The 14,410-nt window shown below is 71.3% G+C and carries 15 protein-coding genes and 1 rRNA gene; 5 read left to right on the forward strand and 11 right to left on the reverse strand.

Features of this window, described 5'->3' with window-relative positions; translation table 11 throughout:
* From BMY61_RS30350 to BMY61_RS30360, 3 genes are all read right to left on the reverse strand, one after another.
* Positions 1 to 151, reverse strand: a 16S ribosomal RNA gene (locus BMY61_RS30350); the annotation flags it as partial.
* A 580-nt stretch (positions 152 to 731) separates the two neighbouring features.
* Positions 732 to 1,997 carry a tyrosine--tRNA ligase gene (gene tyrS, locus BMY61_RS30355; RefSeq protein WP_042457579.1) on the reverse strand — a complete coding sequence of 422 codons (1,266 nt, stop codon included), beginning with the start codon at positions 1,995 to 1,997 and terminating at the stop codon, positions 732 to 734.
* Positions 1,998 to 2,116: 119 nt separating this feature from the next.
* Positions 2,117 to 2,797, reverse strand: coding sequence for a hypothetical protein (locus BMY61_RS30360; RefSeq protein WP_052439383.1), 681 nt, complete (start codon positions 2,795 to 2,797; stop codon positions 2,117 to 2,119).
* Positions 2,798 to 3,011: 214 nt separating this feature from the next.
* Here BMY61_RS30360 and BMY61_RS47170 point away from each other — a divergent pair, with 214 nt between their 5' ends.
* A complete protein-coding gene (locus BMY61_RS47170) occupies positions 3,012 to 3,836 on the forward strand; it encodes an SHOCT domain-containing protein (protein WP_236656606.1) in 825 nt (274 codons plus the stop codon).
* A 31-nt stretch (positions 3,837 to 3,867) separates the two neighbouring features.
* Here the strand turns inward: BMY61_RS47170 and BMY61_RS30370 are convergent, their stop codons facing one another.
* Positions 3,868 to 4,482 carry a DNA-3-methyladenine glycosylase gene (locus BMY61_RS30370; protein ID WP_042457573.1) on the reverse strand — a complete coding sequence of 205 codons (615 nt, stop codon included), beginning with the start codon at positions 4,480 to 4,482 and terminating at the stop codon, positions 3,868 to 3,870.
* A 75-nt stretch (positions 4,483 to 4,557) separates the two neighbouring features.
* Here BMY61_RS30370 and BMY61_RS30375 point away from each other — a divergent pair, with 75 nt between their 5' ends.
* Both BMY61_RS30375 and BMY61_RS30380 read left to right on the forward strand, forming a co-directional pair.
* Complete coding sequence (locus tag BMY61_RS30375) at positions 4,558 to 5,088, forward strand: YbhB/YbcL family Raf kinase inhibitor-like protein (RefSeq protein ID WP_042457569.1); 531 nt, start codon at positions 4,558 to 4,560, stop codon at positions 5,086 to 5,088.
* A 142-nt stretch (positions 5,089 to 5,230) separates the two neighbouring features.
* Entirely contained in the window at positions 5,231 to 5,791 is a 561-nt protein-coding gene (locus BMY61_RS30380; protein WP_042457566.1) for an HNH endonuclease, read from the forward strand.
* Between the two features lie 9 nt (positions 5,792 to 5,800).
* On the opposite strand, the gene BMY61_RS48485 is transcribed toward BMY61_RS30380, so the two are convergent.
* The 5 genes from BMY61_RS48485 to BMY61_RS30405 form a co-directional block, all read right to left on the reverse strand.
* Positions 5,801 to 7,813, reverse strand: a complete 2,013-nt coding sequence (locus tag BMY61_RS48485; protein ID WP_042457563.1) for an outer membrane protein assembly factor BamB family protein — start codon at positions 7,811 to 7,813, stop codon at positions 5,801 to 5,803.
* A 44-nt stretch (positions 7,814 to 7,857) separates the two neighbouring features.
* Positions 7,858 to 8,157, reverse strand: coding sequence for a 4a-hydroxytetrahydrobiopterin dehydratase (locus BMY61_RS30390; protein ID WP_042457560.1), 300 nt, complete (start codon positions 8,155 to 8,157; stop codon positions 7,858 to 7,860).
* A 26-nt stretch (positions 8,158 to 8,183) separates the two neighbouring features.
* Positions 8,184 to 9,152 (reverse strand): SPFH domain-containing protein, encoded by a 969-nt coding sequence (locus tag BMY61_RS30395; RefSeq protein ID WP_042457557.1) that lies wholly within the window; start codon positions 9,150 to 9,152, stop codon positions 8,184 to 8,186.
* A 76-nt stretch (positions 9,153 to 9,228) separates the two neighbouring features.
* The gene (locus tag BMY61_RS30400; protein WP_075004122.1) at positions 9,229 to 9,660 is read right to left on the reverse strand and encodes an NfeD family protein; all 432 of its coding nucleotides are present in this window, start codon (positions 9,658 to 9,660) and stop codon (positions 9,229 to 9,231) included.
* 58 nt (positions 9,661 to 9,718) lie between these two features.
* Positions 9,719 to 10,513, reverse strand: a complete 795-nt coding sequence (locus BMY61_RS30405) for an ABC transporter ATP-binding protein (RefSeq protein WP_042457550.1) — start codon at positions 10,511 to 10,513, stop codon at positions 9,719 to 9,721.
* Positions 10,514 to 10,621: 108 nt separating this feature from the next.
* Between BMY61_RS30405 and BMY61_RS30410 the strand changes: the two genes are divergently transcribed.
* Positions 10,622 to 11,419: a hypothetical protein gene (locus BMY61_RS30410; protein WP_042457547.1), complete on the forward strand. Its 798-nt coding sequence runs from the start codon at positions 10,622 to 10,624 to the stop codon at positions 11,417 to 11,419.
* 143 nt (positions 11,420 to 11,562) lie between these two features.
* Here BMY61_RS30410 and BMY61_RS30415 read toward each other — a convergent pair whose 3' ends face one another.
* Both BMY61_RS30415 and BMY61_RS30420 read right to left on the reverse strand, forming a co-directional pair.
* Positions 11,563 to 12,210, reverse strand: a complete 648-nt coding sequence (locus BMY61_RS30415) for a response regulator (RefSeq protein ID WP_042457543.1) — start codon at positions 12,208 to 12,210, stop codon at positions 11,563 to 11,565.
* Positions 12,203 to 13,297: a GAF domain-containing sensor histidine kinase gene (locus BMY61_RS30420; protein ID WP_042457600.1), complete on the reverse strand. Its 1,095-nt coding sequence runs from the start codon at positions 13,295 to 13,297 to the stop codon at positions 12,203 to 12,205. The genes BMY61_RS30415 and BMY61_RS30420 overlap by 8 nt, the downstream gene beginning before the upstream one ends.
* A gap of 302 nt (positions 13,298 to 13,599) precedes the next feature.
* Here BMY61_RS30420 and BMY61_RS30425 point away from each other — a divergent pair, with 302 nt between their 5' ends.
* Positions 13,600 to 14,328, forward strand: a complete 729-nt coding sequence (locus BMY61_RS30425) for an SDR family NAD(P)-dependent oxidoreductase (RefSeq protein ID WP_042457540.1) — start codon at positions 13,600 to 13,602, stop codon at positions 14,326 to 14,328.
* Positions 14,329 to 14,410 lie beyond the last annotated feature (82 nt).

Raw genomic sequence — 14,410 nt, forward strand, 5'->3', positions numbered from 1 at the left:
TCCAAGGCTTGTCCCAGAGTGCAGGGCAGATTGCCCACGTGTTACTCACCCGTTCGCCACTGATCCACCCCGAAGGGCTTCACCGTTCGACTTGCATGTGTTAAGCACGCCGCCAGCGTTCGTCCTGAGCCAGGATCAAACTCTCCGTGAATGCTTTACATTCGCGCAGAGCGGTGCAACACCTGCTGGAATGAGCAGGCTTGCACACAGCGTCCTCGCTGAAAATTTGTTCTCAAAAGTAACTGGCGTTGACTTTTGGCACGCTGTTGAGTTCTCAAGGAACGGACGCTTCCTTCGCGCCTGTTTCACCAGGCCCTCCGGGCGCTTCCTTCGTTTTCTAGCTTAGCAGATCCGCCGGGCGGCTTTTCCGCTTCCCCGCTAGAAGTGGGGCTGTCGCTCGTTCGCGACCTCCGTAACGTTAGCGCATTTCCCGGATTCCCGGAAATCAGCCTCCGCTGCGTCAATTCGCACGCCAAATAGAACCCGCTTGGCTTCGGAAGACACCGATGCCTACGAGATCGATCAAGTGAGTGAATCAACTACGGGTGGTCACGCATGGACTGGTGCGGCGGAGCGACGCTCCGTACGACGCATCTGTCCGATTCAGGCGACTCGACCTACATTAGCCCCTGCCCCGGCCCTCGTCAAACGCGAAGGGGGGAGATCCGTGCGGATCTCCCCCCTTCGGGTGAATCTCTGGCGAACGTGCAGGTCAGCCTCGGTCGCCCGGGTCAGCCCTGCAGCAGCTCGACCGCGGCGAGGTTGCGCTTGCCGCGGCGCAGGACGAGCCAGCGGCCGTGGAGCAGGTCCGCCGGCGTGGCGAGAGCCGCCTCGTCCTCGATCTTCGCGTTGTTCACGTAGGCGCCGCCCTCGTTGACCGTCCGGCGAGCGGCCGAGCGGCTGGCGGAGAGGCCGGTGGCGACGAACAGGTCGACGATCTCGCCGAGTTCACCCACCTGGGCGCTCGGCAGCTCGGCGACCGCGGCGGCGAGGGTGCGCTCGTCCAGCTCGCCGAGCTCGCCCTGGCCGAAGAGTGCCTTGGACGCGGCGACCGCGCGGTCCAGCTGCTCCTGCCCGTGGACCAGAACGGTCAGCTCCTCCGCGAGCGCACGCTGCGCGGCGCGCTTGAAGGGGGCCTCCTCGGTCAGGCGCTCCAGCTCCTCGATCTCCTCGTGGGACTTGAAGCTGAAGATGCGCAGGAACTTGGAGATGTCACGGTCGTCGGCGTTCAGCCAGAACTGGTAGAACGCGTACGGCGTGGTCAGCTCGGGGTCGAGCCAGACCGTGCCGGACTCGGTCTTGCCGAACTTGGTGCCGTCGGCCTTGGTGATCAGCGGCGTGGCGAGCGCATGGGCGGCGACGCCCTCCGCCTTGCGGATCAGGTCGGTGCCGGCGGTGAGGTTGCCCCACTGGTCGCTGCCGCCGGTCTGCAGCATGCAGCCGTGGCGGCGGTAGAGCTCCAGGAAGTCCATGCCCTGGAGGACCTGGTAGCTGAACTCGGTGTAGGAGATGCCCGCCTCGGAGTTGAGACGCCGGGAGACGGCCTCCTTGGCGATCATGTTGTTGACGCGGAAGTACTTGCCGACGTCACGCAGCAGGTTGATCGCCGACATCCCCGACGTCCAGTCGAGGTTGTTGACCATCTGCGCGGCGTTCGGGCCCTCGAAGTCGAGGAAGCGCTCGATCTGGCCGCGCAGGCGGCCGACCCAGTCGGCGACCGTCTCGGGGTCGTTGAGTACTCGCTCGGCGGTGGGCTTCGGGTCGCCGATGAGGCCGGTGGCGCCGCCGACGAGGCCGAGCGGGCGGTGGCCGGCGTCCTGGATCCGCTTCATGGTGAGGATCTGCACCAGGTTGCCCAGGTGCAGGCTGACCGCGGTCGGGTCGAAGCCGCAATAGAAGGTGACCGGACCGTCCGCGAATGCCTTGCGCAGTGCGTCCTCGTCGGTGGACAGGGCCAGCAGGCCGCGCCACTTCAGTTCGTCGACGATGTCGGTCACGGTCTCGTCTCTTCCTTCGGTCGTTCCGCCGGTCGACCCGAGGGATCGGTCGCCCGAGGGGCCTGGTCGGCTAACAGCCTCGCCGACGAGGGCCCCTCTTGGCCAATCCGTTCCAGATTTCAGAGCCCGCTGGGCCAGGTGTAGCTGCTCGGGATCTGCACGGAGGCGTTCTGGGCGGCGGTGCCGTAGACGATCGCGATCTCGTCGTGGGCGTGGAAGACCAGCTGGGACGGGTCGCCGGTGGTCTCCTTGCCGTTCACGTAGACCTTGAGCGTGTGCGTGGCGTCGGTCTTGTCGGGGCCGAGCTGCGTGGAGCTGATCGGCACGCCCCACTCGGTCATGAACTGGCCGAGGTGGTAGTCCTTCACGACCGGGGACTCGATGTGGACGACGCCGGTGGTGTCGTGGGTGTGCAGCGGGCTGATGGTCCCGGCGCCCTCGTTGATGCCGACGAGCTGCGGGACGGTCACCTTCTGGCCGTTGGCCCAGACGTCGAGGTGGATGTGGATGTGCTCGGCGGTGCCCTCGGCGTTGAGCATGGTGAGGCCGGCGGCCTTGACGGCGGCGTCGGTGTCCGTGGGGGCGGCCCAGCTCACCGAGGAGGCGGAGGCGGTCGAGGCCTTGGAGCCGTTGTTGTCGACGGCGGCGGCGATGCCGATGATCGCCCCGGCCGCGATGACGACAGCTCCGGCGCCCAGGAGGATCTTGTTGCGGCGGTCACGGGCGCGCTCGGCGGCCTGCATCTCGGCTATGCGGGCGCGGCGGTCGGCGGCTGCCTGCTTCTTGGACTGTCCGGCCATGGGGCTTGGCTTCCGTTTCCGTCGGTTCCTTCGGGACTGCTGCTTCCGAAGATAAGCGAGCGAACGGTTCAAATGCGAACTACTGTGACGGACGCCTCCATCTCGCACCGAAGCTGTCACAATGCCGAACTTCCGCTGGTGAGCAGGCTTGCCGCTCCGGTACACCAGTCTCGCCCAGCGGGGCGAGGACCGGTCTCGAGAGGGGTTTTCACAGGTGACTCTAGGCAAGCTGACCTTGGTGGTCTGGCTCTGGTTCGGACTGATGAGTGCGGGATTCCTGCCGCTCTGTCTGCTGGCGAGCCAGGTGCCAGGACCGAACGCGCTGCACATCGCGCTCTATGTCCTCATCGTCGGCGTCCTGTGGTGGGGCTCGTTCGGGTACGGCATGTACCTGGGCCAGGCGATGCAGAACGGCGACAAGCGGGTCTTCCAGCGGGGTATCCGCGGGACCGGCACCGTCCTGGAGACCAAGGGCACCCACACCTACATCGGCGGGAACGACATGGGCTACGGCGGTTCCCGTCTCTACCGCATCCGCATGCGGGTGGAGCTGCCCGGACGGGAGCCCTACGAGACGCGGGTCAGCATGACCAGCCACGGCCTTCGGGAAGGTGACCGGGTCGAGGTCGGAGTCGCCAAGCACAACCGCCGCCGGGTCGCCGTCGACCTCAGCCCGGGCGCGCTCCAACGCCAGGCCGCACAGCGCGCGGCGGCCGCGCGGGCGGCGTCGGCCCCGAGTCAGCGAAAGCACCCCGCGGGTGATTCGGAGATCCGGCTCGACCGGCTGGCCAGGCAGCAGAAGGCCAAGCGCCCGCACGCCCCGGAGGACGCCGTCCCACCCGGGTACGCGGCCGCTCACGCCGACGGGCAGGGAGGGGTCCAGCCCCACGGAGGCGAGCGCGGCGGCGACCACCGGGGCAGCCAGGAGGCCGAGCGCATTCGCCAGCTGTCCGAACTGGGGCGACTCCACAAGGAGGGTGTGCTCAGCGACGAGGAGTTCGCGGCCGAGAAGGCCCGGATCCTCGGCTTCAGCTCCTGACCCCTCGGTCCACCCTTTCAGTCCACCCTTTTCAGTCCACCCTTTTGCGGACGTGGCGGCGGTAGGGGCTGACGGTGGGCTCGCCGTCGATCCAGAAGCGGTAGGGGGTGTCCGCCGCCTGGGCGACGCCGGTGCGCGGGCCCCGGCGGATCCGCTCCGCCGGGGCCGGGGTGCCGGGCAACAGACGGAAGACGTCGCCGCCGAGGCGTTCGCCGTCCTGGTCGCGGGCGACGCCCAGGGCCTGGGTGAGTCGGGCCGGTCCCTGGGCGAGCTCGGTGTCGCGGCGGGCGGAGGGGCGGCGGTGCCGGGCCTGCCCGAGGCCTTCGACGATCTCTCCGGCCCGCAGCAGTACGGCCCCGGCGGTGGTGCCGGGGCCGGTCACCAGGTTCATGCAGTAGTGCATGCCGTAGGTGAAGTACACGTAGACGAAGCCGGGCGGCCCGAACATCACGGCGTTCCGCGCGGTGCGCCCCCGGTAGGCGTGGGAGGCGGGGTCGTCGGGTCCGGTGTAGGCCTCGACCTCGGTGATCCGGACGGCGACGCGCCCGTCGGGGCGGGTGCTCACCAGGATCCGTCCGAGCAGGTCGGGGGCGACCTCGGGTGAGGGGCGGTCGAGGAAGCGCGGGTCAGTCGGATCAAGGGCCACCCGGCGAGACTAGGCTGATCGGCGGCGATTCCACCATCTCCCTGTGTTGCCGTCGTTCCCAAGGAGGCTGACGACATGTCGGAGCCCAAGCGGCGTCCGCTCCCCCACGACTTCCACCCGCCGGTCGCGGAGTTCTCCGTGTCCAGCGAGGACCTGACCGACGGCGGTGTGCTGCCGGACGCGCACGTGTTCGCGGCCGGCAACACCTCCCCGCAGCTGAGCTGGTCCGGGTTCCCCGCCGGGACCAGGAGCTTCGCGGTCACCTGCTACGACCCGGACGCGCCGACGGGCAGCGGCTTCTGGCACTGGACGGTCTTCGACATCCCGGCCGACGTCACGGAGCTGACCGGCGGTGCCGGGACCGGACCGTTCAAGGGGCTGCCGGCCGGTGCCGTGCAGGTGCGCAACGACTACGGCACGCGTGACTTCGGCGGCGCCGCGCCGCCGCCGGGGGACGGTCCGCACCGCTACGTGTTCACCGTCTACGCGGTGGACCAGGAGAAGCTCGGCCCGGACGAGAACGCCACGCCCGCCGTCGTCGGCTTCAACCTGCGCTTCCACACGCTCGGCCGCGCGCAGCTGATCGCGACCTACGAGAACGTGTGACGACGGGCCGACGACGACAGGTGACGGCTCAGCCTTAACCGCGATGCCACCGAAATTACGTTGTCCCGGCATCCGGCCCGCCCGCACAGTGGACCCACCGTCCAGCTGGGGCGGGCCGGGAGTCGGAGGCGGGTGGCGGGACATGCGTAAGACGCTGGTGCTCAACGCGACGTACGAGCCGCTGGCGGCGGTGACGCTGCAGCGAGCGGTGGTGCTCGTGCTCCAGGACAAGGCCGTGGTCGAGCGGGCCCATCCCGGACGAAGGGTGCGCGGCAGCTCGGTGGAGATACCGCTGCCACGGGTGGTGCGGCTGAAACGGTACGTCCGGGTGCCGTTCCGACAACAGGCGACGTGGTCGCGGCGCGGGGTGCTGGCGCGGGACGGGTTCCGTTGCGCCTACTGCGGACGGCGTGCGACGACCGTCGACCACGTGGTGCCGCGCTCGCACGGCGGGCCGGACAGCTGGCTGAACACCGTCGCCGCGTGTGCGGCGGACAACCATCGCAAGGCGAACCGGACTCCGGAGCAGGCCGGGATGCGGCTGCTGCGGCGTCCGTTCGTGCCGACGCCGGACGCCGCGCTGGTGGCGGCGCTGGGCCTGACCGCCGCCGATCTGGCCGACGAGCCGACCGGTGACGCGGCCGGGGCTGCGGCCTGGGCCCTGGGCACCGCGGAGTTCGGGGAGCTCGCCGCGGCGGGATGATCCGCCGGGTCAGCCGGAGGCGACGCCCTTCCAGGCGGTCGCGGAGGTGTTGTAGCTGCCGGTGTACTCCGGCAGCGCCACCACCAGGCCGCCGCTCAGCAGGACGCGGCCCGCGCCGAGCAGTGAGCCGGTGCCCTGCGGGAAGGTGCCGCCGACGGTCTCGGCGCCGCTGGTCAGGTCGAAGTGGCTGAGCCGGGCCGCCTGGCCGACGCGCTCGTCGGTGGCGACGACCGCCGCCGAGCCGTCGATGCCGACCGGCTCGGAGACGCCCTTCTCCTGGGCGGTGGTGCGCCACAGCTCCTTGCCGCTGACGAGACTGTAGGCGGCGATGACGGTGGGCCCGGAGGCGGCCGCGGCGGACTGCGCCGGCGGGTCGACGGCCGCGACCATCGTCGTGCCGGAGAAGAACAGGGCCGGGTCGGGGTCGAAGCTGCCGTGCGTGGCGTCGAGCGTGCCGCCGCTCTGGGCGACGGGGATGGTGGCCTGGCTGTCGCCCTTGTCACTGAAGGAGAGCAGGCTGTCCTGGGTCGGGTCGGTCATGTGGACGCTGACCACGGCGGGGTTGGCCGAGAGCACCGTGTAGGAGGCGGCGCTCTGCGGGAGGCCGCGCCACCAGTGGAGCTTTCCGCTGTCCGGGTCGAGCGAGACGACCTGCTGCTTGGGGCTGGTGTCGGCGCAGGTGGTCTGGAGCAGCAGGGCGGTGCCGCCGCCGTTGCCGGACAGGGCGCAGTACTTGCCGGGGCCGGAGTAGGTCCAGGCCTGCTTTCCGCCGGAGGCGTCGTAGCCGACGGCGGCGGAGTCGGAGACGGCGACCACGTGGGTGTCGTCGACCATGACGGAGGCGCCGTAGCTGGTGCCGCCGCTGGAGGGCAGTTGGGCCTTCCACTTGGTCTGTCCGGATCCGGTGTCGACGGCCACGAGCTGGCCGCAGGCCTGGCCGTTGCCGGGTTTGGCCTGGAACAGGACGGCGCCGACGCCCGAGGAGTTGACCGAGGGCGACATCGCGCAGGGCACGGCGCCGCTGCCGGGGGCCTCGACGCTCCAGAGCTTGTGGCCGTCGGCGGTGGAGTAGGCGGTGACGCCCTCGCCGTCGCCGCGGACGACAGCGTTGCTGGTGGTCCACGCGCCGAGGAGCCCGTCGTTGGCTCCGCCCGCGGCGCTGCCGCCCGCGCCGGCGCCGGCCGCGGCGGGAGCCGCCCAGGCCTTGGTGTGGTTGACGCCGATGTCGGCCTGGCTCTGGCTGCCGCCACCGGTCTGCGGGCTGCTGCCGGAGCTGCCGCCGGCGACGAACCAGCCGGCTCCGGCCACGACCACGAGCGCGACGCCGCCGATGGCGAGGCGGGTCAGGTAGCTCTTGCGGTCGACGTTCGGCCCCCGGCCGAGTGCGGCGTCGAGAACCCGGTCCTTCAGCGCGCCGCCCGACCGGTCGTCGTCACCGCGTCCGACCGCGGTGGCACCGGCGGCCGGCGCGGGTGCGTCGGCCTCGGTGTCGGACAGGGACTCCTGCTCGGGCGCGGAGGCCTGCGGCGGGACGTAGGGCGTCTCGGCGGCGTTCTCCCCGGCGGACCAGTAGGGGGTGGCCGCCGCACCGGAGGGGTCGGCGTAGTACGCCGCGTACTCCTCCTGCTGCTGGTACGTCTGTGCCTGCGGCTGCTGGTACGCCTGGTAGTCCTGGTACTCCTGAGAAGGCTGGTACTCCTGGGACGGCTGGGCGTACTGCTGCGGGTCGTAGTAGGCCTGCTGCTGCTCGTACCCGGTCTGCTCGTAGCCGCCCTGCTGGTACGGCTGCTGGTACCCGGTCGCCGGGTCGTAGCCCTGTTGCTCGTACGCCTGCTGATAGGCGGCGGGGTCGTAGCCGGTCTGCTCGTAGCCGGTCTGCTCGTAGCCCTGGCCCTGGTGGGCGTTGTAGGCAGAGTAGTCGTACGACTGCTGACCGTAGGCGTCGTAGGACTGCGGTGTCTGCTGTGGGGGCCAGTACTGCTGTTCCTGCCCGCCGTTACCGGTCTCGTCCGCTCGTTCCATGGCTGTGGTACCACTCCCGCCTGCCCGATGCGCGAGTCAGCATCTCATGCCTCTGCCGCCGCGGCGGCATCGATGAGCGATGCGAGCCTCAGATCGAGGGCGGTCAGTCCACCCGCCGAGTGCGTGGACAGGGTGAAGTGGAGGGTGCGCCAGCGGATGTCGATGTCCGGGTGGTGGTCCATCGCCTCGGCCTGGACCGCCACGGCGTCGACGATGCGGATCGCCGCGGGGAAGTCCTTGGCCTGCACGGTGCGTTGGATCGAGCCGCCCTCGCGCTGCCACTCGGGCAGGGCGAGGAGGCCGGTGGTGATCTGCTCGTCGCTGAGGAGGTCGCGGGTACCCATGGGCAGCACGCTACTCCGGGGTGCGGCTACTCGGGGTCGAGCTCGGGACGCTCGGTGCGGCGTTCGACGCCGGTGGTGCCGTTGGCGGCCGTGACGGCCGCGTCGGCCGGACCGGGGATCTTCGGGGCCAGGCCCTGGAAGGCACCGCCGACGCCCTTGATCGCGTCGCTGACCTCGCTCGGGATGATCCAGAGCTTGTTGGCGTCGCCCTGGGCCATCTGCGGCAGGGTCTCCAGGTACTTGTAGGCGAGCACCTTCTGGTCGGCGTCACCGGAGTGGATGGCCTCGAAGACGGTGCGGATCGCGGCGGCCTCACCGTCGGCGCGCAGAACGGCGGCCTGCGCCTCGCCCTCGGCCTTGAGCACGTCGGCCTGCTTCTGGCCCTCCGCCTTGAGGATCGCGGACTGCCGCTCACCCTCGGCCTGGAGGATCGCGGCACGCTTGTCACGGTCGGCGCGCATCTGCTTCTCCATCGAGTCCTGGATGGAGGTCGGCGGCTCGATCGCCTTGAGCTCGACGCGGTTGACGCGGATGCCCCACTTGCCGGTGGCCTCGTCCAGCACGCCGCGCAGGCCGGCGTTGATGGTCTCGCGGGAGGTGAGGGTGGACTCCAGGTCCATGGAGCCGATGATGTTGCGCAGCGTGGTGATGGTCAGCTGCTCGATCGCCTGGAGGTAGCTCTGCACCTCGTAGGTGGCCGCGCGCGGGTCGGTGACCTGGAAGTAGATGACGGTGTCGATGTTGACCACCAGGTTGTCCTGGGTGATCACCGGCTGCGGCGGGAAGGGCTGGACCTGCTCGCGCAGGTCGAGCCGGTTGCGGATGGTGTCGATGAACGGCACCACGATGTTGAGGCCCGCGTTGAGCGTGCGGGTGTACCGGCCGAAGCGTTCCACGATCGCCGCCTGGGCCTGCGGGATCACCTGGATCGTCCGCAGGAGCATGACGAACACGAACACCGCCACCAGAACCAGGACGATGATCACGGTTTGCACAGGGACTCCCTCGACGGACCCGCACCAAGTAGCTGACGCTGTGTTGCCTTGCCTACCCCGGGACGGGGTCGGCGACTCAGAGAACGACCGCGGTCGCGCCGTCGATCTCGGCGACGCTGACCTTCTCCCCCGGTTCGAAGGTCTGCCCGGCCGCGAGTGCGCGCGCCGACCACACCTCTCCCCTGAGCTTGATCCGACCGTCGTGCTCGTCGACGCGTTCCAGGACCACGGCCTCCGCCCCCTTCAGCGCCTCGATCCCGTGCCGGACCGACGCGGCCTGGCGCCGTTGGCGCCTGGTGATCGGCCTGACCAGCAGCAGGAGTGCGAGCGTCGTGGCGAGGAACACGACGAACTGGAGCACCACTCCGCCGCCCAGCCCGGCGGTGAGCGCTGCCGCGCCCGCGCCGATGCCGAACATGACGAACTCCAGCAGTGCCGTGTGCACCACAGGGGCGCACAGCAGCACGGCCACCAGCAGCCACCATGCCCAACTCTCCACGGGCCTCATGGTAGTTGCGCAGGTGGCTCCCCGTCAGTCGACGGGGAGAAAGATCATTACGTATCGGTCACTTCGTCATGGGCAGGCCTCGGGCGGCCCAACGGCCGTCCTGGTGCTCGAGGGTGAGCGGCAGACCGAAGCAGAGCGAGAGGTTGCGCGGGGTGAGCGTCTCGACGATCGGGCCGGCGGCCAGCACCTTGCCCTGCCGGATCATCAGCACGTGGGTGAAGCCGGGCGCGATCTCCTCCACGTGGTGCGTCACCATGATCATGGCCGGGGCGATCGGGTCCTGGGCGAGCGCGCCCAGCCGGCGGACCAGGTCCTCACGGCCGCCGAGGTCGAGGCCGGCGGCCGGCTCGTCGAGGAGCAGCAGCTCCGGGTCGGTCATCAGGGCGCGGGCGATGAGGGTGCGCTTGCGCTCGCCCTCGGAGAGGGTGCCGAACCGGCGCTCGGTGTAGTCGGCCATGCCGAGCAGGTCGAGCAGCAGCCGGGCGCGGGACTCGTCGGCCTGCTCGTAGGTCTCGCGCCAGTGCGCGGTCATGCCGTAGGCGGCGGTGAGCACGGTCTCCAGCACGGTCTGGCGCTTGGGCAGCTTGTCGGCCATCGCGGCACCGGCCAGGCCGATGCGCGGGCGCAGCTCGAAGACGTCGACGCTGCCGAGCTTGTCGCCCAGGATCGAGGCGGTGCCGGTGCTGGGGAACAGGTAGCTGGAGGCCACCTGCAGCAGCGTGGTCTTGCCGGCGCCGTTCGGTCCGAGCACGATCCAGCGCTCGCCCTCGGCGACGGACCACGACACCTGCTCAACCAGCGGGCGCCCGTCCCGGATCACGGAAACGTCCACCAGCTCCAGCACGTCGCTCATTGCGTACGCCTTCCCCAAGGAAAAGAAGAGTTCTCTCACGGTCGCAGCCTCGTGAGCCGGTCCAAACCTACGCCACCGAGGTGGCCGGACGCTCCGTAGGCTTGGCCCATGCCGCAGACGGAAGCCCATGAAGCGTACGAAGAGCCCCGGTCCGCCCGACTTGTCGCCTGGGGCAACGCCTGGTTCGCGGGCCAGGCCTCGCCGGACGACACCGCGGACGCGGTCCGCGGCGACGACGAGTCGCACGTCGTCCGCGGGCTCCCGGGTGCGGACGGGGTCGGCCTGACGCTGGCGCTGGGCCGCCTGCGCACCCTGGGCGCGACCGGGCTGCGGCTGGCCCTGCCGGCCCCCGGCCACCCACTGGGCCTGACCGGTCCCGCCGAGTTCAATGCGCGCGCGATGGAGACGGGCGAGGCGGTGCTCGCCGTCGGCGCCCCCTGGGGCTTCGTCCCCGAGGCCCTGTGGCACGGTGCGGACCACGAGGACGACGGCGTCCTGGCCGTCACCTGGCACGCGCTGCCGGTCAGCCCCGGCTTCCCCGCCGACGTCCCCGCGCTGCGCGACGCCGAGCGCGAGCTCGCGGAGGGCATGCGCGACGCGACGGAGGCACTGGTGCGGCTCGACGTCGCGGGCGCGGGCCCCGAGGTGCAGCGGGCGCTGGGACGCCTGCGTTCACGGGACGCGGAGGCGGTGGAACTGCTGGCACCCGGGTACCCGCAGCGGGCGGTGCGGGTCCTTCAGAGCGCGCGCCGCGTGGCCGCGCTGGTCGCGTTGGCGGCGGCGACGGAGGGCGCGGCGGTCAGCGCGAGCGAGATGGCGCAGCGGGCGAGCGCGCTCCGCCCCCTGGAGCGGGCCGCCCGGAAGGCGAGAGTCGCGGCCTACAACGCCGCGGTCGACGAGCCTTGACTTTCGCTGCGCCTGAGGTTGCACCGCCCAGGGGTGCGGGGAACTGCGCGACAAGCCACCCTGTGCAGTCAGATCCCGTGTGCGCAGGGCCATCCGCCTCGGGTGGGTTGCTCGCGCAGTTCCCCGCGCCTCCGGCCGTGCAACTACTTCGTGATCCCGTTACGGACCGCCCAGAGCGCGGCCTGGGTGCGGTCCTGGAGGTCCAGCTTCATCAGGATGTTCGACACGTGCGTCTTGACCGTCTTCTCCGAGAGCGTCAACGCACGCGCGATCTCGCGGTTGGAGCGGCCGTCCGCGATGAGGCCGAGGACCTCCTGCTCGCGTTCGGTCAGTGAGCCGCCGCGTCCCTGGGGCGCGCGGCCCGTGCAGTCCTCGGCGAGCAGCGCCTCCGCGAGTTCCGGTTGGAGCAGGACGTGTCCGGCATGGACGCTGCGGATCGCACCGGCCAGCGCCTCGGGGTCGACGTCCTTGTAGACGTAGCCCGCCGCGCCCGCGCGGAGCGCGGGGACGACCGTGCGGTGCTCGGTGAAGCTCGTGACGACCAGCACCTTTGCGGGGTTGCCCCGCTCCTTCAGCATCCGCAGCGCCTCGATGCCGTCGGTGCCGGGCATCTTGACGTCCATCAGGACCACGTCCGGCCGCAGTGACTCGGCGAGGTCGACGCCCTCCGCGCCGTCCCCGGCCTCGCCGACGACGGCGATGTCGGGCTGGACCTCCAGAAAGGTGCGCAGGCCGCGCCGGACGACCTGGTGGTCGTCGACGAGCAGCACCTTGATGGTCGCGTCAGCCACCGGGGACCTCCAGTTCCACCACGGTCCCCGCTCCCGGGGACGATTCGATGTGCAGGGAGCCGCCGACGCCCGCGGCGCGGTCGCGCATGGAGACGAGGCCGAGGTGGCGGCCGGCGCGGCGGGTGCCGTCGGGGTCGAAGCCCTTGCCGTCGTCGGTGACGCGCAGCCGCGCGCCGCGGCCGGTGCCGCCGGGGCCGGGGGCGCTGCACAGCTCGACGGCGACGGCCTTCGCGCCGGAGTGGCGCAGGGCGTTGTGCAGGGCCTCCTGGGCGACGCGCAGGACCGCCTCCTCCTGGCCGGCGGGCAACGCGGCGACACGGTCGTGGGTGAAGACGACGCTCGCGCTGTGGGCCCGGTTCAGGACCTCGACCTGGGAGGCGAGGGTGGGCAGCAGGCCGTCCTCGTCCAGGGCGGCGGGGCGCAGTTCGACGACGACGCTGCGCAGCTCCTCCGCGGCTTCGGCGGCGAGGCGGGAGACCTCGGCGAGCTCGGCGCGGGCGCGGGCCGGGTCGCGCTCGACGAGCGCGGCGGCGGCCTGCGCGGTCAGGCGCAGCGAGAAGAGCTTCTGCGAGACGGCGTCGTGCAGCTCGTGGGCGATCCGGGCGCGCTCGCCGACGAGGGTCAGCTCGCGGCTGCGCTCGTACAGGCGGGCGTTGACGAGCGCGAGGGCGGCGTGCGCGGCGAGGATGCGGAGGAGTTCCTCGTCGTGCGCGGTGAACCGCTGACGGCCGACGGGATTGGCCAAGAAGAGAGCCCCGAGGATCTCGTCGCCGTCCTGGATCGGGACGCCGAGGAAGGCGTGCATGTCGGGGTGGGCGCTGGGCCAACCGCCGAAGCGTTCGTCGGCACGGACGTCGTCGAGGCGGGTCGGGTCCTGCTCGTGCAGCATCGCGAAGAGGATGCCGTGCTGCCGGGGCAGCGGGCCGATGGCCCGCCACTGGGCCTCGCTGACGCCGTCGACGACGAACTGCGCGAAGCCGCCGTGGTCGTCCGGCACGCCCAGGGCCGCGTACTCGGCGCCGACGAGGGTCCGTGCGGAGGAGACGATGCGCTGCAGCACCTCGCGCACCTCCAGGTGGCGGCTCATCGCGAGGACGGCGGAGCTGATCGCCTCGATCCCGCCGAGGCAGGGGTCGCCCGCCGCGTGCTCGCTGGGCCCCGCGGCCCCACCGGGGGCACATTCGTTCGCCGACATGCCGTCACCGTACCGCCCGTGATCGCCAAGGGCATCGGACGCGGGTCGGTGGAGGCCGGGGCCCCGGTCCTAGGACCAACGGACCCGGCTCGCGGCGGCTTGTGGCCGAGGTGGGTGGGCCCGGGGGCGATCTAGCTTCGGCAGTGTCGGACGAACCGACCGGGAAGAGCACGGATCGCACGGGAGGTAGGGCCATGGCAGTCGCCGTTGTGACGGGGGCGTCGCGTGGACTGGGGCGGGCGCTGTCGCTGGCGCTGGTCGAGCGCGGCTGGGAGGTGGTCGTCGACGGGCGCGACGCGGACGCGTTGGCACAGCTCGCCGAGGGCCGCCCGCGGGTCCACGCGGTACCGGGGGACGTGACGGACGCGTGGCACCGCACCGCGCTGGTCACCACCGCGTTCGACCTGGGCGGACTGGATCTGCTGGTCAACAACGCCGGGGTACTGGGCGGCCGGGGGCTCGCGCCGGTGGCGGATCTGGAGCTGGACGAGCTGCGTCGCGCGTTCGAGGTCAACGTGGTGGCGCCGCTGGGGCTGGTCCAGGAGGCGCTGCCGCTGCTGCGGGCCTCCGGCGGAGCGGTGCTGAACATCAGCTCCGACGCGGCCGTCGAGGCCTACCCGCAGTGGGGCGGGTACGGGGCGACGAAGGCGGCGCTGGAGCTGTGGTCGGCCTCGCTGGCGGCCGAGGAGCCGAAACTGCCGGTCTGGTGGGTGGACCCGGGCGAGATGAACACGGCGATGTACCGGGCGGCGGACGCGGGCGCGGCGGAACAGTCGCCGCTGCCGGAGGAGGGCGCGGTCCCGGGCCTGCTGGCCCTGCTCGACGTCCGTCGGGCGAGCGGCCGTTACACGGCGGCCGGCCTGGCCCAGGAGGTCGGCGAGGCCGGGGCGACCGCATCGGCGGGGGCGGAGGCGGCACGGTGACGGGGAGGACGGAGGTCGCGGTGGGCGGGACGGCGGCGGACGAGGACGGCGGTTTCGTGGACGACGGGTTCGTGGACGACGG

This window comes from Streptacidiphilus jiangxiensis (assembly GCF_900109465.1).
In the GTDB taxonomy this organism is placed as follows: Bacteria; Actinomycetota; Actinomycetes; order Streptomycetales; family Streptomycetaceae; genus Streptacidiphilus; species Streptacidiphilus jiangxiensis.

Bases quoted from the DNA above. Each gene is read 5' to 3' on its own strand.
- BMY61_RS30360 (WP_052439383.1), bottom strand. From the start codon at position 2,797: ATGGCCGGACAGTCCAAGAAGCAGGCAGCCGCCGACCGCCGCGCCCGC.
- BMY61_RS30425 (WP_042457540.1), top strand. From the start codon at position 13,600: ATGGCAGTCGCCGTTGTGACGGGGGCGTCGCGTGGACTGGGGCGGGCG.
- BMY61_RS48485 (WP_042457563.1), bottom strand. From the start codon at position 7,813: ATGGAACGAGCGGACGAGACCGGTAACGGCGGGCAGGAACAGCAGTAC.
- BMY61_RS30410 (WP_042457547.1), top strand. From the start codon at position 10,622: ATGCCGCAGACGGAAGCCCATGAAGCGTACGAAGAGCCCCGGTCCGCC.
- BMY61_RS30375 (WP_042457569.1), top strand. From the start codon at position 4,558: ATGTCGGAGCCCAAGCGGCGTCCGCTCCCCCACGACTTCCACCCGCCG.
- BMY61_RS30420 (WP_042457600.1), bottom strand. From the start codon at position 13,297: ATGAGCCGCCACCTGGAGGTGCGCGAGGTGCTGCAGCGCATCGTCTCC.
- BMY61_RS30390 (WP_042457560.1), bottom strand. From the start codon at position 8,157: ATGGGTACCCGCGACCTCCTCAGCGACGAGCAGATCACCACCGGCCTC.
- BMY61_RS30400 (WP_075004122.1), bottom strand. From the start codon at position 9,660: ATGAGGCCCGTGGAGAGTTGGGCATGGTGGCTGCTGGTGGCCGTGCTG.
- BMY61_RS30380 (WP_042457566.1), top strand. From the start codon at position 5,231: ATGCGTAAGACGCTGGTGCTCAACGCGACGTACGAGCCGCTGGCGGCG.
- BMY61_RS30405 (WP_042457550.1), bottom strand. From the start codon at position 10,513: ATGAGCGACGTGCTGGAGCTGGTGGACGTTTCCGTGATCCGGGACGGG.